General features: G+C 63.8%; 22 protein-coding genes. 19 read left to right on the forward strand and 3 right to left on the reverse strand.

What is annotated here, in order from left to right; genetic code table 11:
• Positions 1–24: 24 nt before the first annotated feature.
• The gene (locus tag FJ426_RS21860; protein WP_140825521.1) at positions 25–1530 is read right to left on the reverse strand and encodes an altronate dehydratase family protein; all 1506 of its coding nucleotides are present in this window, start codon (positions 1528–1530) and stop codon (positions 25–27) included.
• Between the two features lie 252 nt (positions 1531–1782).
• On the opposite strand from FJ426_RS21860, the gene FJ426_RS21865 reads away from it, so the two are divergent.
• From FJ426_RS21865 to gndA, 6 genes are all read left to right on the forward strand, one after another.
• The gene (locus FJ426_RS21865) at positions 1783–2685 is read left to right on the forward strand and encodes a GntR family transcriptional regulator (RefSeq protein ID WP_140513783.1); all 903 of its coding nucleotides are present in this window, start codon (positions 1783–1785) and stop codon (positions 2683–2685) included.
• Between the two features lie 138 nt (positions 2686–2823).
• Complete coding sequence (locus FJ426_RS21870) at positions 2824–3180, forward strand: DUF2946 family protein (RefSeq protein WP_140549462.1); 357 nt, start codon at positions 2824–2826, stop codon at positions 3178–3180.
• 102 nt (positions 3181–3282) lie between these two features.
• Positions 3283–3825, forward strand: coding sequence for a copper chaperone PCu(A)C (locus tag FJ426_RS21875; protein WP_140522558.1), 543 nt, complete (start codon positions 3283–3285; stop codon positions 3823–3825).
• A 38-nt stretch (positions 3826–3863) separates the two neighbouring features.
• Positions 3864–4382 (forward strand): YcnI family protein, encoded by a 519-nt coding sequence (locus tag FJ426_RS21880; RefSeq protein ID WP_140560233.1) that lies wholly within the window; start codon positions 3864–3866, stop codon positions 4380–4382.
• Positions 4383–4433: 51 nt separating this feature from the next.
• On the forward strand, positions 4434–6071 hold the full coding sequence (locus FJ426_RS21885) for a copper resistance CopC/CopD family protein (RefSeq protein ID WP_140560234.1): 1638 nt from the start codon (positions 4434–4436) through the stop codon (positions 6069–6071).
• Positions 6072–6186: 115 nt separating this feature from the next.
• On the forward strand, positions 6187–7635 hold the full coding sequence (gene gndA, locus FJ426_RS21890) for an NADP-dependent phosphogluconate dehydrogenase (protein ID WP_281405498.1): 1449 nt from the start codon (positions 6187–6189) through the stop codon (positions 7633–7635).
• A gap of 102 nt (positions 7636–7737) precedes the next feature.
• Here the strand turns inward: gndA and FJ426_RS21895 are convergent, their stop codons facing one another.
• Positions 7738–8781, reverse strand: coding sequence for a LacI family transcriptional regulator (locus FJ426_RS21895; protein WP_140500287.1), 1044 nt, complete (start codon positions 8779–8781; stop codon positions 7738–7740).
• A gap of 404 nt (positions 8782–9185) precedes the next feature.
• Between FJ426_RS21895 and FJ426_RS21900 the strand changes: the two genes are divergently transcribed.
• The 8 genes from FJ426_RS21900 (at position 9186) to FJ426_RS21935 (ending at position 17154) form a co-directional block, all read left to right on the forward strand.
• Positions 9186–10424: an ABC transporter substrate-binding protein gene (locus tag FJ426_RS21900; protein WP_140500285.1), complete on the forward strand. Its 1239-nt coding sequence runs from the start codon at positions 9186–9188 to the stop codon at positions 10422–10424.
• 99 nt (positions 10425–10523) lie between these two features.
• On the forward strand, positions 10524–11417 hold the full coding sequence (locus tag FJ426_RS21905; protein WP_140500283.1) for a sugar ABC transporter permease: 894 nt from the start codon (positions 10524–10526) through the stop codon (positions 11415–11417).
• Positions 11418–11451: 34 nt separating this feature from the next.
• Complete coding sequence (locus FJ426_RS21910) at positions 11452–12345, forward strand: carbohydrate ABC transporter permease (RefSeq protein ID WP_224618053.1); 894 nt, start codon at positions 11452–11454, stop codon at positions 12343–12345.
• Positions 12345–13445, forward strand: a complete 1101-nt coding sequence (ugpC, locus tag FJ426_RS21915; protein WP_181172749.1) for a sn-glycerol-3-phosphate ABC transporter ATP-binding protein UgpC — start codon at positions 12345–12347, stop codon at positions 13443–13445. The genes FJ426_RS21910 and ugpC overlap by 1 nt, the downstream gene beginning before the upstream one ends.
• A 39-nt stretch (positions 13446–13484) precedes the next feature.
• Complete coding sequence (locus FJ426_RS21920; RefSeq protein ID WP_140560235.1) at positions 13485–14231, forward strand: sugar phosphate isomerase/epimerase; 747 nt, start codon at positions 13485–13487, stop codon at positions 14229–14231.
• A gap of 11 nt (positions 14232–14242) precedes the next feature.
• Positions 14243–15385 (forward strand): Gfo/Idh/MocA family oxidoreductase, encoded by a 1143-nt coding sequence (locus FJ426_RS21925; RefSeq protein WP_140560236.1) that lies wholly within the window; start codon positions 14243–14245, stop codon positions 15383–15385.
• Positions 15386–15519: 134 nt separating this feature from the next.
• Positions 15520–16566 (forward strand): L-glyceraldehyde 3-phosphate reductase, encoded by a 1047-nt coding sequence (gene mgrA, locus FJ426_RS21930; protein WP_140560237.1) that lies wholly within the window; start codon positions 15520–15522, stop codon positions 16564–16566.
• Positions 16567–16749: 183 nt separating this feature from the next.
• Entirely contained in the window at positions 16750–17154 is a 405-nt protein-coding gene (locus FJ426_RS21935) for a Fur family transcriptional regulator (protein WP_140500273.1), read from the forward strand.
• Positions 17155–17193: 39 nt separating this feature from the next.
• Here the strand turns inward: FJ426_RS21935 and polA are convergent, their stop codons facing one another.
• Positions 17194–20145: a DNA polymerase I gene (polA, locus tag FJ426_RS21940; protein WP_181176984.1), complete on the reverse strand. Its 2952-nt coding sequence runs from the start codon at positions 20143–20145 to the stop codon at positions 17194–17196.
• A 472-nt stretch (positions 20146–20617) separates the two neighbouring features.
• Here polA and FJ426_RS21945 point away from each other — a divergent pair, with 472 nt between their 5' ends.
• The 5 genes from FJ426_RS21945 (at position 20618) to FJ426_RS21965 (ending at position 23591) form a co-directional block, all read left to right on the forward strand.
• Entirely contained in the window at positions 20618–22000 is a 1383-nt protein-coding gene (locus tag FJ426_RS21945; protein WP_140500268.1) for a M20/M25/M40 family metallo-hydrolase, read from the forward strand.
• A gap of 148 nt (positions 22001–22148) precedes the next feature.
• Entirely contained in the window at positions 22149–22769 is a 621-nt protein-coding gene (locus FJ426_RS21950) for a ribonuclease D (RefSeq protein WP_140500266.1), read from the forward strand.
• Positions 22770–22852: 83 nt separating this feature from the next.
• The gene (locus tag FJ426_RS21955) at positions 22853–23056 is read left to right on the forward strand and encodes a hypothetical protein (protein WP_140657278.1); all 204 of its coding nucleotides are present in this window, start codon (positions 22853–22855) and stop codon (positions 23054–23056) included.
• A 110-nt stretch (positions 23057–23166) separates the two neighbouring features.
• Positions 23167–23421: a GlsB/YeaQ/YmgE family stress response membrane protein gene (locus FJ426_RS21960; RefSeq protein WP_140500262.1), complete on the forward strand. Its 255-nt coding sequence runs from the start codon at positions 23167–23169 to the stop codon at positions 23419–23421.
• 23 nt (positions 23422–23444) lie between these two features.
• Positions 23445–23591, forward strand: coding sequence for a hypothetical protein (locus tag FJ426_RS21965; protein ID WP_140500260.1), 147 nt, complete (start codon positions 23445–23447; stop codon positions 23589–23591).
• Positions 23592–23723 lie beyond the last annotated feature (132 nt).

Raw genomic sequence — 23723 nt, forward strand, 5'->3', positions numbered from 1 at the left:
TCCGGACTGCGCGACTTCAAAGAGCTAGAGCGTCGCGCCGAGATGCCAGGGCACGAACTCGTTGTCGCCGTAGCCGAAATCCTCGCTCTTGGTCTTGCGGCCGGAGGCCGTCTCGACGATCAGTTCGAAGATCTCGCGGCCCATGCCGGCGATGGTCTTCTCGCCGGAGGCGATGACGCCGCAATTGACGTCCATGTCCTCTTCCATCTGATGATACATGGTCGAGTTGGTGGCGACCTTGATCGACGGCGTCGGCCGGCAGCCGAAGCAGGAGCCGCGGCCGGTGGTGAAGACGATGATGTTGGCGCCGCCCGCCACCTGGCCGGTGGCGGACACCGGGTCGTAGCCGGGCGTGTCCATGAACACCAGCCCGCTGCCGGTGACCTTTTCGGCATAGCCGAAGACGCCGTTGAGCGGCGTCTGGCCGCCCTTGGCTACCGCGCCCAGCGATTTCTCCAGGACGGTGGTGAGGCCGCCGCGCTTGTTGCCGGGCGAGGGGTTGTTGTCGATCGAGGCGCCGTGCTTGGCGACGTGGTCTTCCCACCACTTGACGTAGCCATCGAGCTTCTTGGCGATCTCGGGCGTCGCGGCGCGATAGGCGAGCAGATGTTCGGCGCCGTAGATTTCCGTCGTCTCGGAGAGAATACCGATGCCGCCGACGCCGGCCAGAATGTCTACCGCAGCGCCCAGCGCCGGATTGGCCGTGATGCCCGACATGCCGTCGGAGCCGCCGCATTGCAGGCCGACGACGATCTCGCTCACGGGGATCGGTTCGCGCTTGAGCTCGCCGACTTCCTCGGCGATCTCGGCCAGTACGCCCATGGCCTTTTCGACCGATTTGCGCGACCCGCCGGCGTCCTGGATGTTGAAATGGCGCTTACCGGCGGCTGCACCCTTCTGGCCGTACAGCGTGAGCTGGTTGACCTCGCAGCCGAGCCCGACCATCAGCACGCCGCCGAAATTGGGGTGGCGGGCATAGCCGGCCAATGTGCGGTGCAGCACCATCATCCCGTCGCCGGTGGCGCTCATGCCGCAGCCCTGGCCGTGGACGATCGGGACGAAGCCGTCGATGCCGGGATATTTTGGCAGCAGCGTGCGGTTGGCCGCGTCGGCGATGGCGTGGCAGACGGTGGCCGAACAGTTGACGCTGGCGATGATGCCGATGAAGTTGCGCGTGCCGGCGCGGCCGTCGGCGCGGCGATAACCCATGAAGGTGCGGGCGCGGTCGGCCTCGGTCGCATGCTCGGCCTCGCTTGGCGGCACCACCGGCAGGCGGCCGGCCTCGAACACCAGATTGTGCGAATGGACATGCTCGCCGGGCGCGATGTCCTGCGTGGCGCGGCCGATCGCCTGGGCATATTTGACCACGGCGGACCCGGCGGGAATCGGCTTGATCGCCACCTTGTGGCCGGGCTCGATGACGGCGGCGGCAAGCGCGCCGCCGGGCAGCGCGGTGCCGGTCTCGATGCGGCCGTTGGCGACCGCGACATTGTCGGCTGGGGACAGAAGAATTGAGTTGGAGGCGTTCACGGGCGTTTCCTGGGGTGATCCTGGGAGGCGCGGATTGACACGCGCTTGTTAAGAGTTAATGTCTTTTATCGTGAAAAAACAGTTTTGCGTCAATTGTTTTTTCCGGCAGTTCCTGTGCGGCTGGATGAGTAGCGGCGCTGCAACCGGTAAGCGAGCCCCTCGGCAAAGCGATTCCGCTTTCGAGGGTGATAGGAACGTCATATTGCGCTTCAAGCCGGCCGCCGCAAGCGCCGGCCAGCGATGGGTCAGGGCATGTCGAAGAGCAACAACGTCTACAAGGATGCCTATAACAGGTGCCTCAGGCTGCTCGACGAGACGCGCAGCCTGCCTTCGGAACCGGAGCTGGGTACGCTGCTCGGCGTCAGCCGCACCACGGTGCGCAGCATCCTTGGGCGCATGGAAGAAACCGGACTGATCGCCTGGAACAAGCGCGCCAAGACGGTGCTGCGCGAAACGCGCCCCGATGATTTCTTTCCCGAGGAAGAGACCGACACGCTGGCCGAGATCATCGAGCGGTCGTTCATGCGCAGGCTGCTCGCCGGCGGCGCCGAGGCCGGCATGCAGATCAACGAGCTCGAACTGGCGCGCGAGATCGGCGTCGGCACCACCAGCGTGCGCGAGTTCCTGATCCGCTTCTCCCGCTTCGGCCTGATCGAGAAGCGCCGTAACAGCCATTGGGTGCTGAAGGGTTTCACCCGCGCCTTCGCGCTGGAGTTGACGGAAATCCGCGAGATGTTCGAGCTGCGCTCGGCATCGGCGTTCACCGCACTGCCGCAGGACAGCGCGGTGTGGGTCGATCTCGACAATCTCGAAGAGGAACACCGCGGCCTCGCCCGTGACATCGCCACGCGCTTCAACGAGTTCTCGGAGCTCGACGAGCGCTTCCATCGGCTGATCCACCGCGCCTCGCACAACCGCTTCATCGTCGATTTCTATGATGTCATCGCCATGATCTTCCATTACCACTACCAGTGGAACAAGGCGCAGGAGCGCGAGCGCAACGAAATCGCGATCGGCGAGCATCTGGCCTATATCGCGGCGCTCAAATCACGCGACCTGGGCAAGGTCGATGCCGCCTGCCGCAAGCATTTGAAGTCGGCGCGCCAGACGCTGCTGACCTCGATCCCCGAGAGCCGGCATCCACAGAGGCCCTGATCGCGCCGCGTTGCCGCAGCACCGATTTGCCGATTTTCCGTCTCTTGCTGCCGTGGTAGACATCTTCCGGTGATCGCTTGAAGATGCAGATGGTTTGAACAGGCAAGTCATTTGACCAAAAAGGGGAGACGGTGGAGCATTCCGGTCGCGCTTGTCGCGGCCTACCTGCTGCTGCTTCAGTCGACGCTGAGCGCATTCGCCTTCGCCACCGGACCGGCCGCCTCGCAAATCGACGCCTTCGGCAACGTCATCTGCACCCACGAGGGCACTGCCCAGCTTCCCGATGGCGGCCCGCATCCGTCGCATCTGCCGGCATGCTGCATGCTGGGCTGCAGCATGGTTTCAGCGGCCTTTGCGCCGCCACCCGATGCCGGGCTTGCGCTGGCCTCGCTTTCGTTCGAAGCCGTCGTTTTCATCTTTCCGGCGGCCACGCATCTCGATTTCGCGCGCCAACGCTCGCCGTCGAATCCGCGCGCGCCGCCGCTTTCGGCCTGAGCCTGCTGTACGCCCGGCGGAACCTTCCGCCGGTGCTTTCATCCAAATAACGAATCGTTCGCGACCGGCCAACGGCGCGATCCCCTATTCATGGAGCAAACCATGTCCCAAGCTTTTCATATCGCGGCGCCTCCTTCGGGCGGCCGCACCAAATTCCTGCGCCGTTTCAATGAACGTGTCGGCCTTGCCGTGCTGGCGTTTGTGCTCTTGTTCTTCGGTGCCCAGGCCGTCTGCGCGCATGAATTCAAGGCCGGCGATCTCGAGATCGAGCATCCCTGGTCGCGCGCGACACCCACAGGCGCCAAGGTGGCCGGCGGCTATTTCACCATCACCAACAAGGGCAATGCACCCGACCGGCTGCTGTCGATTTCCTCCGACGTCTCCGAAAAAGCAGAGCTGCATGAAATGGGCGTCAAGGACGGCGTCATGACCATGCGGCCGGTGACGGGCGGCCTGGAAATCCCGGCCGGCGGCAAGGTGGCGCTAGCACCCGGCGGCTATCACCTGATGTTCATCGGCCTGAAGCGGCAACCCAAGCAGGGCGAAGAATTCGCCGCCACGCTGACCTTCGAAAAGGCTGGCGCCGTCAACGTCGAGTTCGCTGTCGAAGGCATGGGCGGCGGCATGGACGACCACGCCAATTGACCGCGCCATCCACAACTATTGAATTCAGAGGGACCATCATGAACAAGTATCTTTTGTCGGCCGGCGCGCTTCTGGCGCTGGGGACCAGTGCCGCCTTCGCGCATGTCACGCTCGAAACACAGGAAGCGGCGGTCGGTTCGACCTACAAGGCCATCCTGCGGGTGCCGCATGGCTGTGACGGCAAGGCGACGACCGCCGTGCGCGTGCAGATCCCGGAAGGGGTGATCGCGGTGAAGCCGATGCCGAAGCCGGGCTGGACGCTGCAGACCAAGAAGGGCAAGTACGAGAAATCCTACCAGCTCTACGGCCAGGCGGTGGCCGACGGCGTCAAGGAGGTCGATTGGAGCGGCGGCAATCTGCCAGACGAATTCTACGACGAGTTCGTCTTCCGTGCGATGCTGACGGCAGACCTCCCGGCGGGTCAGAAACTCTATTTCCCGGTGGTGCAGGAGTGCGATGGCGCCGCCGACCGCTGGATCGAAATCCCGGCGGCCGGGCAGGACGAAGACGCCCTGGAGAACCCCGCGCCCGGCATCAAGCTCACGCCGAAAAAGTAAACTCTCGCGGCGCGCTCCATGTCAGGAGCGCGCTGCATTTATGGCAATGACATGACGGTGATATTCCCTTTCAGGACGGTTCGCGCGGCCGGCAAGCTCATCGGCCGGGTTTCTGCTGGGCTGCTGGTCGTGGCCGTGCTGCTGATTGCCATGGCGGCGACAAATCAGGCTTTCGCCCACGCCGCGCTGATCAAGACCGATCCGGCCGACGGCGCCGTGTTGGCGCAGGCCCCGGCGCAATTCGCGCTGACTTTCAGCGAACCGGTCTCGCCACTGGTGCTGACGCTGGTGAAGCCCGACGGCACGCCCGTTCCGCTGACGTCCTTCCGCCTCAGCGACCAGACCGTCGTGATCGACGATCCGCAGGCACTTGGATCGGGCACGCATGTGCTGAGCTGGCGAGTGATTTCCGCCGACGGTCATCCGGTCGGCGGCTCTCTGCTGTTTTCCATCGGCGCGGCGAGCCAGCCGCCGGCTGTTTCCGAAGCCGTCGACTGGCAATTGCGCTCGGCGATCTGGATCGGCAAGGTCTGCCTCTATATCGGCCTGTTCCTCGGCGTCGGCGGCGCCTTCGCTCTCGCCTGGCTGGCGCGGGGTGGCCGCGCCGGACAGCGCTTCGTTGCCGCCGCAATCCTGTGCGGGCTGGTCGCGGCACCCATGTCGCTTGGCTTTCAAGGGCTGGATGCGCTCGGCGCACCGCTCTCGCATATGGCGCAGCCGGCCATCTGGACCGCCGGTCTCGGCACCAGCTTCGGCTGGACGGTGTTGATCGCGTTGATCGCGCTGGGGCTCGGCCTTTTGTCGCTGGCCGGACCGCGCGCGGCCGCCAGGCCCCTCGCGCTCGTCGGCCTGGCCGGAACGGGCCTCGCGCTCGCCGCCAGCGGCCACGCAAGTGCCGCCGAGCCACAATGGCTGACGCGGCCGATGGTGTTCCTGCACGGCGCCGGCATTGCCTTCTGGGCCGGTGCGCTGGCGCCGCTCGGACTCGCGCTAAAACGGCAGGATGCCGAAGCCGTCACGTTCCTTCGCCGGTTCTCCGCCGCTATCATGCCGGTGGTGGCCTTGCTCGCCGCCGCGGGCGTGGTGCTGGCCGTCATCCAGGTGCAAACACCCGCAGCGCTGGTCAACACCGCCTATGGCCGGCTGCTGCTGGTCAAGCTTGCGCTGCTGGTCTTCCTGTTCACGCTCGCCGCCGTCAACCGCTGGAGATTGACGGCAATGGCCGAGGCGGGGGCGACGGAAGTGCGGCGCAGGCTCACCCGTTCGATCGGCGTCGAAATACTGATCGTACTCGCCATCTTCGGTGTTGCCGCCGGCTGGCGCTTCACGCCGCCGCCACGGGCGCTGGCGATTGCCGCGGCGCAGCCGGTGTCGGTTCATATCCACGCGCTGAAGGCGATGGCCGACCTCAGCATCACGCCCGGCCATGCCGGGCCGGTCGCCGCCTCGATGATCATCATGACCGGCGATTTCGGGCCGCTCGACGCCAAGGAGGTGACGCTGGTGCTGTCGAAGCCGGACTCCGGCATCGAGCCGCTGAAGCGGGCCGCGACAAAGCCCGGCGACGGCAGCTGGCGTGTCGACGATCTCGTCATCCCGGTCCCTGGCCGGTGGATGGCGCGCATCGACATACTGGTCTCCGATTTCGAGATGGTGAAGATCGAGGCGCCGGTAGACATCAGGCCGTGATGGCTCTCCAACACAATTCGGCGAGGCGGTTGACGCGAGCCTGAAGGCCCGTCAATCATCCTGGCAGGATGCATCTTGGCAAAAACCCGGGCAATCGCGGGCTCGAACAAACAAGATCCGAAAGCAGGGAAGAAACATGGAAAAAGCCGAAATCGGCCTGATCGGCCTTGGCACGATGGGCTCCAACCTGGCGCTCAACATCGCCGAGCACGGGCACCGCATCGCCGTTTTCAATCGCACCAAGGCGCGTACGGATGCCTTTGTCGAGAATGCCGGCGCGCTCAGGGATATGGTTGTCCCCTGCTACAGCCTGGAAGAACTCGCCGCCGCGATCCGGCCGCCGCGTCCGATCATCATCATGGTGCTGGCCGGCAAGCCGGTCGATGAACAGATCGCCGCATTGCGCGGCGTGCTGTCCCATGACGACATCGTCATCGATGCCGGCAACGCCAATTTCCGCGACACGATGCGGCGCTTTTCCGAGCTGGCGGGCTCCGGCCTCACCTTCATCGGCATGGGCGTGTCCGGCGGCGAGGAGGGTGCGCGCCACGGGCCGTCGATCATGGTCGGCGGCACCGAGGAGTCCTGGAAGCGCGTCGAGAAGGTACTGACGGCAATCTCCGCCAAGTTCAAGGACGAGCCATGCGCGGCCTGGCTCGGCACCGACGGCGCCGGCCATTTCGTCAAGACCATCCACAACGGCATCGAATATGCCGACATGCAGATGATCGGCGAGATCTACGGCATCCTGCGCGACGGCCTGGGCATGGCGCCGAAGGAGATCGGCGCCGTATTCGCCGGCTGGAACAAGGGCCGGCTCAACTCCTACCTGATCGAGATCACCGCCAAGGTGCTGGCGTCAGATGATCCCAAGACCGGCAAGCCGGTGGTCGACATCATCCTCGACCGCGCCGGCCAGAAGGGCACCGGCAAATGGTCGGTTATCGAGGCACAGCAACTCGGCATTCCGGCGACCGCCATCGAGGCGGCGGTGGCGGCACGCGTCCTGTCATCGATCAAGGACGAGCGGCTTGCGGCGGAAAAAGCCTATGGCAACATCGGCGTCACCAGGATTTCGGGCGACAAGGCAGACCTGCTCAAGGATCTGGAACTGGCGCTGTTCGCCGGCAAGATATCAGCCTACGCGCAAGGCTTCGCCGTGATGAGCGGCGCTTCGAAGGCGTTCAACTGGAACCTGCCGATGCCGACCATCGCCAAGATCTGGCGTGCCGGCTGCATCATCCGATCGCAGATGCTCGACACCATGGCCGAAGCCTTCGGCCGCGGCGGCGCTTCGACCAATCTCCTGATGGCGCCGGCCTTCATCACCATGATGCAGGAGGCGCATCCGTCACTGCGGCGCGTCGTGGCCAGGGCTTCCGAAGCCGGATCGCCGGTGCCGGCGCTGTCTTCGGCCCTTGCCTATTTCGACAGCTATCGCCAGGGCCGCGGGACCTCGAACCTGATCCAGGCACAGCGTGATTTCTTCGGTGCGCATGGCTTCGAGCGTATCGATGACAAGGGCGCCTTCCATGGACCCTGGGGGAGCGGCGCCGCCGGCTAGCGGTTCAGCGTTTCGCGGAACGGCGTACCGCTCTATCTCTTTGTTTTTTGGGCAATGCCTTAGGAAAGCTACGCGGGAATTGCTCTGGCGGCGGGGCTTCAATCAGCCGCGATAGGCCACAACTTCGCCCGGCGCGCTGAGCGACTGCAGCGAGCCGGGCGCCGCGCCGCCGATCCAGCCGAGCACGGCGCGGGCGAGCTCGGAGCCGGCCAGCCGGAAGTTCTCGTTGACGATCAGCAGTTCCCGGCGGAACAGATGCAGCAGTTCCGACGACTGCTTCGACACCACGTCGATGTCGCGGCCGAGTTTCAACCCGGCGTCCTCGATGCCGGCAACAATGGCAAGCGTGGCGGCCGCGGCGCTGCTGACGATGCCGTCCGGCCTGATGTCGCGCCGCATCAGCTGCGCGGTCCTCATCCTGATCTGCTCGATCGAGTGGTCGATCGAAACGGTGTTGAACGGCACCTCCGAGGCGCCGACTTCGCTCAGCGCGTCGGCAAAGCCGTTCACGGTGTGGCCGTGATAGGTCAGGCCGACCGGCGGCGTCACCAGGGCCAGCCGACGCCGGCCCAAGCCGGCCAGATGGCGCACCGCCTCGGCCGCGAAGGCGTAATTGTCGAAATCATGATAGGGGTGCACGAGCCCCATATCGGTGCGGCCGTGCGTTGCAAAGGGTATGCCGCGCTCCAGCATGTAGCGGGCCCTTGGATCGTTGGGCTGGGTGCGCGAAATGATGACGCCATCGGCGGAGCCGGTCTCCACCAGATAACGCACCGGATCCAGCGGATCCTGCGAGCGCGAGTAGGGCGTGACGATCAGATGGTAGGGCGTATCGGCGATGACTTCGGTGACGCCGTAGATGATGTCCGAGACAAAGCTCATGATCTCGTGCTCGGTGTTGAGCACGAGGCTGATGACGTTGGTCTTGCCGGTTCGCAGGCGCACGCCGGCGCGGTTCGGCCGGTAACCAATCTGCTTGGCCACGAGCTGGACGCGGCGCCTGGTCTCGGCGCCGATCTCCGGCGCGTCCTTCAGCGCCCGCGACACGGTGGTGACGCCGAGCCCGGTCATGAAGGCAAGCGTCTTCAGCGTCGGCCGCTCCCTGGCCGACGTCTCGTCATCGCTGTCCGTGCGCCGTCTGTCCATTCGTCCCGCCCCGTCAGGCGCTTAGCAGCCGCCGGCCAGGCCGGCAATCGCCGCCGTCGCTCCCATGGCGCGTCTCCTGCGCTGAACAAGCCTATACTGAAACGTTACAGCTTGTCACGACCGGTGTGCGACCAGGCCGTGGCCGAGGTCGAAAGCCCGCACGGGCTCGCCGTCGAAAAGCATTGGGAATCAGCGAGAAAGGCATTGGGAGCAAGCTTCTTGCGAGCGTTCTGCCTTGTCATGTGTGATTTTTGCGTATTGCGCTGCACAATGGGTACCGCCGCGAAAGGATTTTGTTCGCAGCTCGAAAAATATCAAGCTGACTTTCAAGGGAAGGGTTGCGCATGTCTTACAATTGCCGTATCGAAAATCTGTAACGTTTCAGATTCTGGGAGGAAACCGAAATGCGATACAAATTCCTGACCGCCGCGCTTGCGGCGACGGTGGCGTTGAATTTTGCCGGGCCGGCGGCCGCAACCGATCTGGAAGTCACCCATTGGTGGACGTCCGGCGGCGAGGCGGCGGCGGTCGCCGAACTCGCCAAAGCCTTCGACGCAACCGGCAACCACTGGGTCGACGGCGCCATCGCCGGGTCCGGCGGCACGGCGCGGCCGATCATGATCAGCCGCATTACCGGCGGCGACCCGATGGGCGCCACCCAGTTCAACCACGGCCGGCAAGCGGAAGAGCTGGTGCAGGCAGGCCTGATGCGCGATCTCACCGATGTCGCCACCAAGGGCAAGTGGACCGAGGTCGTGCGGCCGAAGAGCCTGCTCGACGGTTGCACCATCGACGGCAAGATCTATTGCGTGCCGGTCAACATTCACTCCTGGCAGTGGCTGTGGCTGTCGAACGCGGCCTTCGAGAAGGCGGGCGTGCCGGTGCCGAAGAACTGGAACGAATATGTCGCCGCCGCCCCGGCGCTGGAAAAGGCCGGAATCGTCCCGCTCGCGGTCGGCGGGCAGGCCTGGCAGGCGTCGGGCGCCTTCGACGTGCTGCTCGCCGCAGTGGGCGGCACCGACACCTTTCTCAAGGTCTACAAGGACAAGGATGCGACGTTCGCCGCCGGTCCCGAAGTCGCCAAGGTCTTCAAGGCGGCCGACGATGCGCGCAAGATGGCCAAGAACACCAATGTCCAGGACTGGAACCAGGCCACCAACATGGTCATCACCGGCAAGGCCGGCGGCCAGATCATGGGCGACTGGGCGCAAGGCGAATTCCAGGTCGCCGGCAAGACCGCCGGCAAGGACTATACCTGCCTTCCCGGGCTTGGCCTGAACGAGGTCATCGCCACCGGCGGCGACGCCTTCTACTTCCCGCTGCTCAAGGACCCCGACAAGTCCAAGGCGCAGGAAGTGCTGGCCGAGACCTTGCTCGATCCCAAGACCCAGGTCGCCTTCAATCTCAAGAAAGGCTCGCTGCCGGTGCGCGGCGACGTCGACCTCAACGCGGCCAACGATTGCATGAAGAAGGGCCTCGACATCCTGGCCAAGGGCGCTGTCATGCCCTGGACGGACCAACTGCTCTCGCAGGACAGCCAGAAGCAGAAGGAGGACCTGTTCTCGGAGTTCTTCGCCAAGCCCGACATGACGCTTGAAGAGGCGCAGAAGCGCTTCGCCGACATCATCGCCTCGGCCGATTGACCGCCGACGAGCCGTCTCGCTCCCGACCCGGCCACCGCAGGGCCGGGAGCGAGGCGTGCCGACCTTGCCGCCCTTACCCGATCCAGCATGGCTGCACCGATGAGCAAGAGCGAACGCCCGAGCCAACTCTTCCGCAATCTCAATGCGAAGGTCGCCTCGATCCCGATGATCCTCACCGCGCTGGTGGTGTTTGTCGGCGGCACGGCCTGGACGGTGCTTTATTCCTTCACCAATTCGAAGCTTCTGCCGCGGCTGCATTTCGTCGGGCTCGACCAGTACTACCGGCTGTGGGCGACGCCGCGCTGGCTCGTCTCGATCGAGAATCTCTTGATCTACGGCGTGCTGTCGCTCGTCTTCTCGCTGGTAATCGGCTTCCTGCTTGCGGCCCTGCTCGACCAGAAGATCCGTTTCGAGGACACGTTCCGCACCATCTTTCTCTATCCCTTCGCGCTTTCCTTCATCGTCACCGGCCTCGTCTGGCAATGGCTGCTCAATCCCGATTTTGGCATTCAGGGAGTGGTTCGCGACCTCGGCTGGACAAGCTTCAATTTCGATCCGCTCTACAATTCGAGCATCGTCATCTACGGCATATTGATCGCCGCGCTGTGGCAAGGCACCGGGCTGATCATGTGCCTGATGCTGGCCGGCCTGCGCGGCATCGACGAGGACATCTGGAAGGCCGCGCGGGTGGACGGCATCCCCACCTGGAAGACCTATCTCTTCATCATCATCCCGATGATGCGGCCGGTCTTCATAACCACGCTGGTGATCATCGCGTCGGGCATCGTCAAGGTCTACGACCTCGTCGTCGCGCAGACCAGCGGCGGTCCCGGCATTTCCTCTGAAGTGCCAGCCAAATATGTCTACGACTACATGTTCTTCGCCCAGAACCTCGGCCAGGGTTTTGCCGCCTCGACCATGATGCTCTTGTCGGTGATGATCGTCATCGTGCCGTGGGCCTATCTCGAATTCGGGGGCCGCAAGCGTGTCTGATCATGCCGTCTCCCTGGCCGCGTCCCCCGCCGCCATTCGCGCCGATGCCTCGGGGCCGAGCGGACCGAAGCCCCGGCACATGTTCTCGCGCCGCAACATCTTCCTGTACGGCACGCTCATCGTGGTGGCGCTCTATTACCTGCTGCCGCTCTATGTGATGGTTGTCACCTCGCTCAAGGGCATGCCGGAAATTCGTCTCGGCAACATCTTCTCGCCGCCGGTCGAGATCACGTTCGAGCCGTGGGTCAAGGCATGGTCGCAGGCCTGCACCGGTCTCAACTGCGACGGTCTCTCTCGCGGCTTCTGGAACTCGGTGCGCATCACCGTCCCCTCGGTGATCCTGTCGATCGCAATCGCCTCGGTGAACGGCTACGCGCTCGCCAACTGGCGCTTCAAGGGCGCCGACACGTTCTTCGTCATCCTGATCGTCGGGGCCTTCATCCCCTATCAGGTGATGATCTATCCGATCGTCATCATCCTGCGCGAGATCGGCCTCTATGGCAGCCTGAGCGGCCTGGTGATCGTGCATTCCATTTTCGGCATGCCAATCCTGACGCTCTTGTTCCGCAACTATTTCACCTCCATGCCGGAGGAACTGTTCAGGGCTGCGCGCGTCGACGGCGCCGGCTTCTGGGGCATTTACCTGCGCATCATGTTGCCGATGTCGCTGCCGATCTTCGTCGTCGCCGTCATCCTGCAGGTGACCGGCATCTGGAACGACTTCCTGTTCGGCGTCGTCTATACGCGCCCCGACACCTATCCGATGACGGTTCAGCTCAACAACATCGTCAACTCGGTGCAGGGGGTGAAGGAATACAACGTCAATATGGCCGCCACCATCCTGACCGGGCTGGTGCCGCTGGTCGTCTACTTCATTTCCGGCAAATTGTTCGTGCGCGGCATTGCCGCCGGCGCGGTGAAAGGGTGATGTCGATGGCGGCAAACGGCACCAGCGTTTCGATCCAGGACCTGTCGCTGAACTTCGGCTTGGTCTCGGTGCTGCAGACGCTCAACCTCGACGTCGCCGAGGGCGAGTTCATAGTGCTGCTCGGACCCTCGGGCTGCGGCAAGTCGACCTTGCTCAACTGCATCGCCGGACTGCTCGACATTTCGGACGGCCGCATCTTCATCAAGGGCAAGAACGTCACCTGGGAAGAGCCCAAGGACCGCGGCATCGGCATGGTGTTCCAGTCCTACGCACTCTATCCGCAGATGACGGTGGAGAAGAACTTATCCTTCGGGCTGCGCGTCGCGGGCGTGCCCAAGGACGAGATCGCGAAGCGCATAGCGCGCGCCGCCGAGATCCTGCAGATCGAGCCGTTGTTGCAGCGCAAGCCCGCGGCGCTCTCCGGCGGCCAGCGCCAACGCGTGGCGATCGGGCGCGCGCTGGTGCGCGACGTCGACGTGTTCCTGTTCGACGAGCCGCTGTCGAACCTGGACGCCAAGCTGCGCTCCGAACTGCGCGTCGAGATCAAGCTTTTGCACCGCAAATTGCAGAACACCATGATCTACGTCACGCATGACCAGATCGAGGCGATGACGCTGGCCGACCGTATCGCGGTCATGCGCGGCGGCGTCATCCAACAACTCGACGCGCCGCAGACCATCTATAACAAACCGGTCAACCGCTTCGTCGCCGGCTTCCTCGGTTCGCCGGCGATGAACTTCATTGACGGCAGGCTCGAGAAAGACGCTGGCAACTGGTTTTTCGTGGCCGACAATCTCAAGGTTCCACTCGGCACCTATCAATTCGACAAGCAACCGGACGCCGGCCCTGCCGTGTTCGGCATCAGGCCCGAGCATGTCAGCCTGAACAGCGGCACGGGCTGGCCATTCTCGACGGCGGCCAATGTCGAGGTGGTCGAACCGATGGGGTCCGACACGCTGGTGTGGCTGAAGCTTGCAAAGCAGAATTTCAGCGTCCGGGTCACCTCGGAACGGACGCCCAAAAACGATGAGGCGGTGACGGTGGGCTTCGACCCGATGCGCGCCTCGCTCTTCGATGCCCAAACCGGCAGCCGCATCTAAAGCCCGATAACCATCCCCCAAGCAGAACGGACAAAGACGATGAACTGGTCATTCCAACTTTACAGCGCACGCAATTTTCAGCCCTGGGAAGGCGTGCTCGAGATGCTCGGCAAGCTCGGCTACACAGAGGTCGAAGGCTTCGGCGGGGTCTATGACGATCCCAAGGCCTTCCGCGCTCAACTCGACAAAAACGGCCTTGCCATGCCGACCGGGCATTTCTCCATCGATGCGCTGGAGAAGGATTTCGACGGCGTGCGCAGGATAGCTGAAGCGCTCGGCATCAAGCTTTTGATCTGCCCCTTTCTCATGCCTGAGTCCAGGCCTTCGGACGCTGCCGGCTGGCGCGGCTTCGGCGAGCGCCTGGCCAAGGTCGGCGAGACGGCGAAGAAGGCCGGCTACGGCTTTGCCTGGCACAATCATGATTTCGAGTTCAAGAAGCTCGCCGACGGCTCGCTGCCACAGGCTCACATCCTGGCTTCCGCGCCCGACATCGGCTGGGAGATGGATGTCGCCTGGGTGGTGCGCGGCGGCGCCGATCCGCTGCCCTGGATCGAACAGCACGGCAAGCGCATCGTTGCCGTCCACGTCAAGGACATGGCAAGGCCGGGCGAGGGGCTGGACGAGGACGGCTGGTCGGATGTCGGTCACGGCACGATCGACTGGGCCGGCCTGATCAAGGCGCTGCGGGCCAAGAGCGCGGCCAAATATTTCGTCATGGAACAGGACAATCCCAACGACATCGAGCGCTTCGCCCGCCGTTCGATTGCAACCGTAAAGGCCTACTAGGAACAATCATCATGGCAAACAAACTTGGCGTCGGCGTCATCGGCTGCGGCAACATCTCGAAGGCATATTTCTCGCTGGCGCCGCTGTTTCGCGGCATCAAGATGCGGGCCTGCGCCGATATCAACATGGACGCCGCGAAAGCGCGGGCGAAGGAGTTCAAGCTGCGCGCCGAGACGGTCGAGGACCTGCTCAAGGCCGACGACATCGAGATCATCGTCAACCTGACCATTCCGGCCGTGCACTACGAAGTGTCGAAACAGGTGCTCGACGCGGGCAAGCATGTCTATTCGGAAAAGCCCTTCGTGCTTTCGGTCAAGGAGGGGCTCGACTTGAAGAAGCGGGCGGAGAAGAAGGGACTTCGCATCGGCTCGGCACCCGACACCTTCTTCGGCGGCGCGCATCAGTTGGTGCGCAACCTGATCGATACCGGCAAGCTCGGCAGGATCACCAGCGGCACTTGCCATGTCATGGGGCACGGCATGGAGCACTGGCACCCCAATCCGGACTTCTTCTTCCAGCCGGGCGCCGGCCCGGTGCTCGACATCGGGCCGTATTACATCACCAATCTGATCCAGCTGATCGGACCGGTGAAGCAGGTGGCGGCCTTCGCCACAACCCCGGCCAAGGAACGCACGATCAGTTCGAAGCCGCGCGCGGGCGAAAGGATCCCGGTCAACACGCCGACAACCATCCACGGCCTGCTGGAGTTCGAGAACGGAGCCGTGATCACGCTCAACACCAGCTGGGACGTCTGGAGCCATGGCCATGCGCCGATGGAGCTCTATGGCGAGATGGGAAGCGTGTTCGTACCGGATCCGAACTTCTTCGGCGGCGACGTGCGCTTCACCGAAGCGGCCAAGCCGGTCAAGAAGCTGCCGAAATGGCAGCATCCGTTCGGCGTGCCCAATGAGATGCATTCGCAGGGCATGATGGCCAATTATCGCACCGCCGGCCTCGCCGACATGGCGATTGCGATCTCCGAGGGCAGGCCGCACCGCTGCTCGATGGAGCTGGCGCTGCACGCCGTCGACGTCATGACGGGAATCCTGCGCTCGGGCGAAACCGGCAAGTTCGTCGCCATGCAGACCACCTGCGAACGTCCAGCCGCGCTCGGCATCAAGGAAGCCAAGGCGCTGATGGCGAAGAAGAACTAGATCGCGGATTATCGATAATTTTGATGAACCCTCTCCCCGTTTTCGCGGGGAGAGGGTAAGGGTTGGGGCGCAGGGCCTGCGCGTCGCGTTCGCGATGACAGTGCCCAGTCCATCCAGCTTCGAGGATTTTCCCCATGCCCTATGTCGCCGCCGAAAACCGCTATGAAAAAATGGTCTATAACCGCTGCGGGCGGTCCGGCCTGAAGCTGCCGGCGATCTCGCTGGGGCTGTGGCACAATTTCGGCAACGACACGCCGCACAGGACCAAGCAGGCGATCGTGCGCAAGGCCTTCGACCTCGGCATCACGCATTTCGACCTCGCCAACAATTACGGGCCGCCGCCCGGCTCGGCCGAAATTGCGTTCGGTGAGATGCTGCGCACCGACTTCGCCGCCTACCGCGACGAACTCATCATCTCGACCAAGGCCGGCTACGAGATGTGGGCGGGGCCCTACGGCCAATGGGGCGGACGCAAATATTTGCTGGCCAGCCTCGACCAGAGCCTGAAGCGGATGGGGCTCGACTATGTCGACATCTTCTATTCGCACCGCTTCGATCCGGATACGCCGCTGGAGGAAACGATGGGCGCGCTCGACCATGCGGTGCGCGCGGGCAAGGCACTCTATGTCGGCATCTCATCCTACAATTCGCAGCGCACGCGCGAGGCGGCCGATATACTGAAGCGGCTCGGCACGCCTTGCGTAATCCATCAGCCGAGTTATTCGATGCTGAACCGCTGGGTCGAGGACGATGGCCTGCTCGATACGCTTGATGGGCTGGGCGTCGGCTCGATCGTATTCTCGCCGCTGGCACAGGGCATGCTGACCGACAAATATCTCGGCGGCATCCCCGAGGGCAGCCGTGCCTCCCAGGGCAAGTCGCTGCGGCCGGCCTTCATCAACGACAACACCATCGCCAACATACAGGCGTTGAACGCGATCGCGGGCCGCCGTGGCCAGACGCTGGCGCAGATGGCGCTGGCGTGGGTGCTGCGCAAGGGCAAGGTGACATCGGCGCTGATCGGCGCCAGCCGGCCGGAGCAGGTGGAGGACTGTGTCGGCGCGCTGGAGGCGCCCGACTTCAGCGACGCCGAGCTTGCCGAGATCGACAATTACGCGCGCGAGTCCGACATCAATCTGTGGGCAGCCTCGGCCGAGCGCAACGGCCCGCCGAGGAAGTAGGCATCGGAGCCGGCAAACGACAACGGTGGGAGCCCTCCCGCCGTTGTCATTCGCGGAATGCCGCGCCAGCGCGTTTCAACAGAGGAGTAGCAAAGACAGCGGTTCGTCGCTATCTGAATGGGACGGGCCGTTTGCATATGGAAACGGCCCGTATGTGACACAAGGCAGGTCGGAAACAGGATCATGGCGGCAAGGGATGTGCTGACGAAGAACCAGCTGTGCGTGCTCGAGAAACTCGAGGCCGCCAGCGGGCCGCTCAGCGCCTACACCTTGCTTGACCAGCTGCGCGAGCGGGGTTTCCGCGCGCCGCTGCAGGTCTATCGCGCGCTCGACACGCTGGTGAAGTCCGGCTTCGTGCATCGGCTGGAAAGCCTCAATTCCTTCGTCGCCTGCGTCGAACCGCACGATCACAGCCATTCCATGACCGCTTTCGCCATCTGCGACACATGTGGCCAGGTGAGCGAAATGTCCGACCATGATGTCGGTCACCGGCTGGACGAATGGGTGCGCTCCACCGGCTTTGCCGCCAAGAAGGCGGTGATCGAGTTCCGCGGGACCTGTGCCAAGTGCCGGGCGCAAGCTGCCTAGTCTAAGGTGTATCGATATTCAGGTGATGCCGGCCTGGCGCTAGTGCGCCTCGTCCCAATTGTTCGCCGCTCGAGCGTCCACATGCAGCGGCACCGACATCGACACCGCCGGCATGGCCGCGTTCTCCATGACATGGCGCACGACGGGGATCGTCGCCTCCACTTCCGCCTCGATCGTCTCGAAGATCAGCTCGTCATGCACCTGCAAGAGCATGCGGGCCGAAAGCCTGGCCTTCTCCAGCGCCTCGTCCATGCGCACCATGGCGCGGCGGATGATGTCGGCGGCGGTGCCTTGCAGGCGCGCGTTGATCGAGGCGCGCTCGTTGAAGGCGCGGATCGAGGGATTGGAAGACCGGATCTCGGGGTAGTGGATGCGGCGGCCGAAGATGGTTTCGACGAAACCGTGCTCGCGGGCATAGGCCTTGGTCTCTTCGATATAGTCGCGGATGCCGGGGAAGCGCTCGAAATATTTTTTGATGTAGTTGCTGGCCTCCTCGCGCGGGATCGACAGCTGGTTGGCAAGGCCGAAAGCCGAGATGCCGTAGATGATGCCGAAATTGATCGCCTTGGCGCGGCGGCGCACTTCCGAAGGCATGCCCTCCACGGGCACGTTGAACATTTCCGAGGCCGTGATGGCGTGGATGTCGGCGCCGTCGGCGAAGGCCTGCCGCAATTGCGGGATCTCGGCGACATGGGCGAGCACGCGCAATTCGATCTGGCTGTAGTCGGCCGAAACCAGGCGGTTGCCCTTGTCGGCGATGAAGGCCGTTCTGATCCTGCGCCCCTCGGCGGTGCGCACCGGGATGTTCTGCAGGTTCGGGTCGGAGGATGACAGCCGCCCCGTCGTCGTCGCGGCGAGCGCGTAAGAGGTGTGGACGCGCTTGGTGTCCGGGTTGACGAAGCCGGGCAGCGCATCGGTGTAGGTCGATTTCAGCTTGGTCAGCTGGCGCCAGTCGACGATCTTGCGCGGCAGTTCGTGGCCTTCGGCGGCGAGGTCTTCCAGAAGCTGCGCCGAGGTCGACCATTGGCCGGTCTTGGTCTTGGAGCCGCCGGGCAGACCCATGCGGCCGAACAGGATATCGCCGAGCTGCTTGGGCGAGCCGATGTTGATGCGCTCGCCGACGAGCTGGTAGATTTCTTCCTCGAGCCGGGCTGCGCCCTGGGCCAGTTCGCCCGACAGCCGCGACAGGATCTGCCGGTCGACCGAGATGCCGCGCTGTTCCATGCGCGCCAGCACCGGCACCAGCGGCCGTTCCAGCCGCTCATAGACCGACACCAGGCCCTTGGCGGCGAGCCGCGGCTTCAGCACCAGCCAGAGCCTGAGCGTCACATCGGCGTCCTCGGCCGCGTGGGCGGTCGCCTTGTCGACATCGACCTGGTCGAAGCCGACCGAATTTTTTCCGGAGCCGGTCACGTCCTTGAGCTGAAGCGGACTGTGGCCCAGCCATTTCTCGGCAAGCGCGTCCATGCCGTGGCCATGCGAGGTGCCGGCATCGAGCACGTAGGAGATCAGCATGGTGTCGTCGAAAGGGCCGACGTCGATACCGTAGCGGCTCATGATGACGAGATCGTATTTCAGGTTCTGCGCGATCTTGAGGACAGACTTGTCCTCGAGCAGCGGTTTCAGCACGGCCAGCGCCTCGCGCAGCGGGATCTGGTTGTCGATCGGACCACCGCCGAGCAGGTCGCCATTTCCGCTCCTGTGGGCGAACGGCACATAGGCGGCGCGACCTGGCGCCGTCGCCAGCGACAAGCCGATCAGTTCGGCCTGCATCGGATCGGGCGACGTCGCGCGGGTATCGAAGGCGACGATGCCGGTCTCCAGCGCCTCGGCGACCCAGGCCTTCAGGCTGGCGACGTCGCGGATGCACTGATAGGCCGAAATGTCGATCTTGCGGGCGGTGGCGGCCTCCAGGCGAAGCGCCGACAGAAGCGAGGGGGTGTTGCCCTCCTTGGTGCCGCCGGCTGCGGCTAGGGCCGTCTCGCCGTCCTGCTTCGCCTCGGCGCTGGGCGCGACCGGCGCGCCGGCGCCGACATCCGGCCCATGCGCGGAGTCGGCGCGTTCGACCGTCACAGCGATCGCCTGGACGTCGCTTGCCTCGGTTCCCGTGGTTTCCGCCACGCGGCGGGTCAGCGAAGAGAATTCCATGGTCTTGAGGAAGCCGATCAGCTTCGGCCCGTCCGGCGCGTGCAGGACGAATTCGTCCAGCCCCTCGGCCACCGGCACATCGTTCTTCAACGTCACCAGCTGGCGCGAGATGCGCGCCTTGTCGGCATTGGCGATGATGGATTCGCGTCGTTTCTCCTGCTTGATCTCGCCGGCGCGCTCAAGCAGTCCGTCTAGGTCACCGAACTGTTCGAGCAATTGCGCCGCAGTCTTCGGTCCGATGCCCGGCACGCCGGGAACATTGTCGACGGAATCGCCGGTCAATGCCTGCAGGTCGATCATCTTCTCCGGCGGCACGCCCCATTTCTCGATGACCTCGGGAATGCCGATCTGGCGATCCTTCATCGGATCGTACATGCTCACCGTCGGGCCGACCAACTGCATCAGGTCCTTGTCGGAGGAGATGATGGTGGTGTCGCCGCCGGCCTCGCAGGCCAGCCGGCAATAGGTCGCGATGAGGTCGTCGGCCTCGAACCCTTCCATCTCGAGACAGGGCAGGTTGAACGCCCTGGTCGCCTGGCGGATGAGGCCGAATTGCGGGATCAGGTCTTCCGGCGGCGCCGAACGGTTGGCCTTGTATTCGGGATAGAGATCGTTGCGGAAGGTTTTCGACGAATAGTCGAAAATGACGGCGAAATGCGTCGGCACGATGCCGACATCGGTGTTGCGGGCATCCTGCATCAGCTTCCACAACATGTTGCAGAAGCCGGACACGGCGCCGACCGGCAGGCCGTCGGACTTGCGGGTCAGCGGCGGCAGCGCATGATAGGCACGGAAGATGTAGCCGGAGCCGTCGACAAGAAAGAGATGATCGCCTTTTTTCATGCCGGCAGGGATAGCGCGGCGCGGCGGCTTGGTCCATGCCAAAGGCACCGCTTCCAGCAACACCCTGACAGGCAGGCGACGGGTTGGTTGGAAAGAGCTGAAATGGCATTATTTTCGCCCGCGGGAGGGCTTGGTCCCGCCTGTCGAACGGCAGCTCACGGCCATGTTACAAAAGTGTAATATTCGTGCCCTTGAATCGCCACGTTCGAGGACACAGATAAATGTCATCGGCAATTTTCGCCGACGTCCGGAGCAAGGCCCGTCCCCCGCCTATCCCGGACACCTGCGGCAGCCTATCCCCCCTCTCCGGGCTGCCGCATCGTTTCGAGTAGAAGGGCCGCCGTGGTTCCCCCTCCACCACGGCGGTCTTTTTTGTTTCGAATAACGCTTGAGCCCGTGGTCCAATGCTCGCGGGCTTTTCGTTTGCCCGCTCTGCCTTTACGGTTCCGGCACTGAATCGAAAGGCTCGCCAATGTCAATTTCCCCCGTTCTCGACCGTCTCGACAAGAATCTCGACCAGAGCCTGGAGCGCCTGTTCGGTCTGCTCCGGATCAGGTCGATCTCCACCGATCCGGCCTATGCCGCCGATTGCCGCAAGGCGGCCGAATGGCTGGTGGAAGAACTCAAGGTGATCGGCTTCGACGCCAGCGTCCGCGACACGCCCGGCCACCCGATGGTGGTTGCGCATCATGATGGGCCGGCCGGTTCACCGCATGTGCTGTTCTATGGCCACTATGACGTACAGCCGGTCGATCCGATCGAGCTTTGGGAAAACGACCCGTTCGCGCCGGCGGTCAAGGAGATCGAGCCCGGCCACAAGGTGATCACCGGGCGCGGCTCGGCCGACGACAAGGGTCAGTTGATGACCTTCGTCGAGGCTTGCCGGGCCTGGAAGCAGGTGCATGGCAATCTGCCGTGCCGCATTACTATCCTGTTCGAGGGAGAGGAGGAGTCGGGCTCGCCGTCGCTGAAGCCCTTCCTCGAGGCCAATGCCGATGAACTCAAGGCCGATTTCGCGCTGGTCTGCGATACCAGCATGTGGGACCGCGACACGCCGTCGATCTGCGTGGGGCTGCGCGGGCTGGTTGGCGAGGAGATCATCGTGAAGGCCGCCGACCGCGACCTGCATTCGGGTCTCTATGGCGGCGCCGCTGCCAACCCGATCCGCATCCTGGCCAAGGTGCTGGCCGACATTCACGACAAGGACGGCCATATCACCATCCCGGGCTTCTATGACGGCGTCGAGGAAACGCCGTCGCAGATCCTGAAATCATGGGAAACGCTGGGCGAAACGGCCGAGACGTTCCTTGGCCCCGTCGGCCTTTCGATCCCGTCGGGCGAAAAGGGCCGCTCGCTGCTGGAACTCACCTGGGCACGGCCGACGGCCGAGTTCAACGGCATCACCGGCGGCTATACCGGCAAGGGCTTCAAAACAGTGATTGCGGCGCAGGCCTCGGCGAAAGTATCTTTCCGCCTCGTCCACAAGCAGGATCCCAAGAAGATCCGCGCCGCCTTCCAGCAATTCGTCAGGGAGCGCATTCCGGCCGACTGTTCGGTGGAGTTCCACCCGCATGGTGGCTCGCCGGCGATCCAGCTTTCCTACGACTCGCCGTTCCTGGCCAAGGCCAAGACGGCGCTGTCGGACGAATGGCCGAAGCCGGCGGTGACGATCGGCAGCGGCGGCTCGATCCCCGTGGTCGGCGATTTCCAGACCTATCTCGGCATGGAATCGCTGCTGGTCGGTTTCGGCCTCGACGACGACCGCATCCACTCGCCCAACGAAAAGTATGAGTTGAGTTCGTTCCACAAGGGCCAGCGCTCCTGGGCACGCATTCTGGACGCGCTGACGCGCTGAGCCGGGAACTCACGAAAGGCGGGAAAATCAAGTTTATGTTGATTTTTCCACCGATCACGGCAAGGACGGGTTGCCAGCGCAACGTGCTGGAGCGCGCGCGTCCGCTCGATGGATGCGCGATGCCGAAAGCGCGACCCCGGAGAAGACGATGAGCGATATCCGTTTCCACAAAAACGATCTGCCCGACCTGTCCCGCTACAATGTCGGGGCGGTTGCCATCGATACGGAAACGCTGGGACTGAACCCGCATCGCGACCGGTTGTGCGTGGTGCAGATTTCACCCGGCGACGGCAGCGCCGACGTCATCCAGATCGCGCCGGGCCAAAAGGAAGCGCCGAACCTCGTCAAGCTCTTGGGAAACCACAGCGTGACCAAGCTGTTCCACTATGGGCGCTTCGACCTTGCCGTGCTCTACCATGCGTTCGGTGTGATGCCCGAGCCGGTATTCTGCACCAAGATCGCCTCGCGGCTGACCCGCACCTACACCGACCGGCATGGTCTCAAAGACATCTGCTTCGAGCTTCTGGGCGTCGGCCTGTCCAAGGCGCAGCAATCGTCGGACTGGGCGGCCGAAACGCTGTCGCCCGAACAACTCGAATACGCCGCATCCGACGTGCTCTATCTGCACCGGCTGCGCGACGTGCTGGCGGCGCGGCTGGCGCGCGAGGATCGCACGAAAGAGGCCGACGCCTGTTTCCGCTTCCTGCCGACACGCGCCAAGCTTGACCTCATGGGCTGGGACGAAGAGGATATTTTCGCTCATAGCTGACGGCGTCGCGGCGCTGCCGCCGATGTTCCGTCCGGGACCAGATGCCGGCCGTCGTGTTCCGTCGGCTCGAAAAGAGGGATGACATGGCGGATAGGAAGCCCATATCGACCGCGCCCACCGACGGCTCCAAGGTCACCGTGACCTGGAAGGACGGCGACGGCGTGCTCAACGAATCCATCGCGCAATACCGGGACGGCGGCTGGTGGGTCTACATCGACAGCGATACGCAGAAGAAGGTCGAGCCGACGAGCTGGCGGCCCGCCGCGAGCGACGACGGCGACCAATGAGCAGGCCGCTGGCGAGGGCGGCGGCTTTCGCATAGCCTGAAGCCGTTGATATCGAGGCCGATTCGGGGCTTTCCGCTCCGCGCTCGCCTCTTGCTCGGAGGGAAATCGCCATGGGCGTCGAAAGCCTGCTCGTCTTCATCATCATCGGTGCCATCGCCGGCTGGCTCGCCGGTCTCATCGTCTCCGGTTTCGGCTTCGGCCTGATCGGCAACATCATCGTCGGCATCATCGGCGCGTTCATCGCGGGCTGGCTGTTCCCGCGGATCGGCTTGTCCATCGGCGGCGGCATCCTCGCCTCGATCATCCACGCCACGATCGGCGCCATCATCCTGCTGATCCTGGTCAGGGTCCTGAAGCGAGCCTGAGGCCGGGCACCGAGGAGCGCGCCATGAAACAGAATACGCTTTATCTCGTCATTGGCGCGCTCGTCGTCGTGGTCATCGCGCTCGGCGTCTACGTCTACCGCGAACAGACCAAGCCGAAAGGCGTGGAGCTCAAGATCGACGACAAGGGCATCTCGATCCAGCAGAACTGAACGGTTCCTCGCCATGCTGTCACGGGGGGCGCCACCGGAACACCCTAGTTGTTCCTGGCCTCGGCTTCAAAAAATGCATGGCAAAATCTGAGCCCGTGGCGACTGCCAGCCTGAAGTTCGATCGTCTGCCAT

It is taken from the genome of Mesorhizobium sp. B2-6-4 (assembly GCF_006441495.1).
Classification (GTDB): Bacteria; Pseudomonadota; Alphaproteobacteria; order Rhizobiales; family Rhizobiaceae; genus Mesorhizobium.

Coding starts and splice junctions, on each gene's coding strand:
- FJ426_RS21885 (WP_140560234.1), top strand. CDS start 4,434: ATGACGGTGATATTCCCTTTCAGGACGGTTCGCGCGGCCGGCAAGCTC.
- FJ426_RS21905 (WP_140500283.1), top strand. CDS start 10,524: ATGAGCAAGAGCGAACGCCCGAGCCAACTCTTCCGCAATCTCAATGCG.
- polA (WP_181176984.1), bottom strand. CDS start 20,145: ATGAAAAAAGGCGATCATCTCTTTCTTGTCGACGGCTCCGGCTACATC.
- FJ426_RS21925 (WP_140560236.1), top strand. CDS start 14,243: ATGGCAAACAAACTTGGCGTCGGCGTCATCGGCTGCGGCAACATCTCG.
- ugpC (WP_181172749.1), top strand. CDS start 12,345: ATGTCGATGGCGGCAAACGGCACCAGCGTTTCGATCCAGGACCTGTCG.
- FJ426_RS21895 (WP_140500287.1), bottom strand. CDS start 8,781: ATGGACAGACGGCGCACGGACAGCGATGACGAGACGTCGGCCAGGGAG.
- FJ426_RS21875 (WP_140522558.1), top strand. CDS start 3,283: ATGTCCCAAGCTTTTCATATCGCGGCGCCTCCTTCGGGCGGCCGCACC.
- mgrA (WP_140560237.1), top strand. CDS start 15,520: ATGCCCTATGTCGCCGCCGAAAACCGCTATGAAAAAATGGTCTATAAC.
- FJ426_RS21900 (WP_140500285.1), top strand. CDS start 9,186: ATGCGATACAAATTCCTGACCGCCGCGCTTGCGGCGACGGTGGCGTTG.
- FJ426_RS21945 (WP_140500268.1), top strand. CDS start 20,618: ATGTCAATTTCCCCCGTTCTCGACCGTCTCGACAAGAATCTCGACCAG.
- FJ426_RS21920 (WP_140560235.1), top strand. CDS start 13,485: ATGAACTGGTCATTCCAACTTTACAGCGCACGCAATTTTCAGCCCTGG.
- FJ426_RS21955 (WP_140657278.1), top strand. CDS start 22,853: ATGGCGGATAGGAAGCCCATATCGACCGCGCCCACCGACGGCTCCAAG.
- FJ426_RS21960 (WP_140500262.1), top strand. CDS start 23,167: ATGGGCGTCGAAAGCCTGCTCGTCTTCATCATCATCGGTGCCATCGCC.
- FJ426_RS21950 (WP_140500266.1), top strand. CDS start 22,149: ATGAGCGATATCCGTTTCCACAAAAACGATCTGCCCGACCTGTCCCGC.
- FJ426_RS21935 (WP_140500273.1), top strand. CDS start 16,750: ATGGCGGCAAGGGATGTGCTGACGAAGAACCAGCTGTGCGTGCTCGAG.
- FJ426_RS21965 (WP_140500260.1), top strand. CDS start 23,445: ATGAAACAGAATACGCTTTATCTCGTCATTGGCGCGCTCGTCGTCGTG.
- FJ426_RS21865 (WP_140513783.1), top strand. CDS start 1,783: ATGTCGAAGAGCAACAACGTCTACAAGGATGCCTATAACAGGTGCCTC.
- FJ426_RS21880 (WP_140560233.1), top strand. CDS start 3,864: ATGAACAAGTATCTTTTGTCGGCCGGCGCGCTTCTGGCGCTGGGGACC.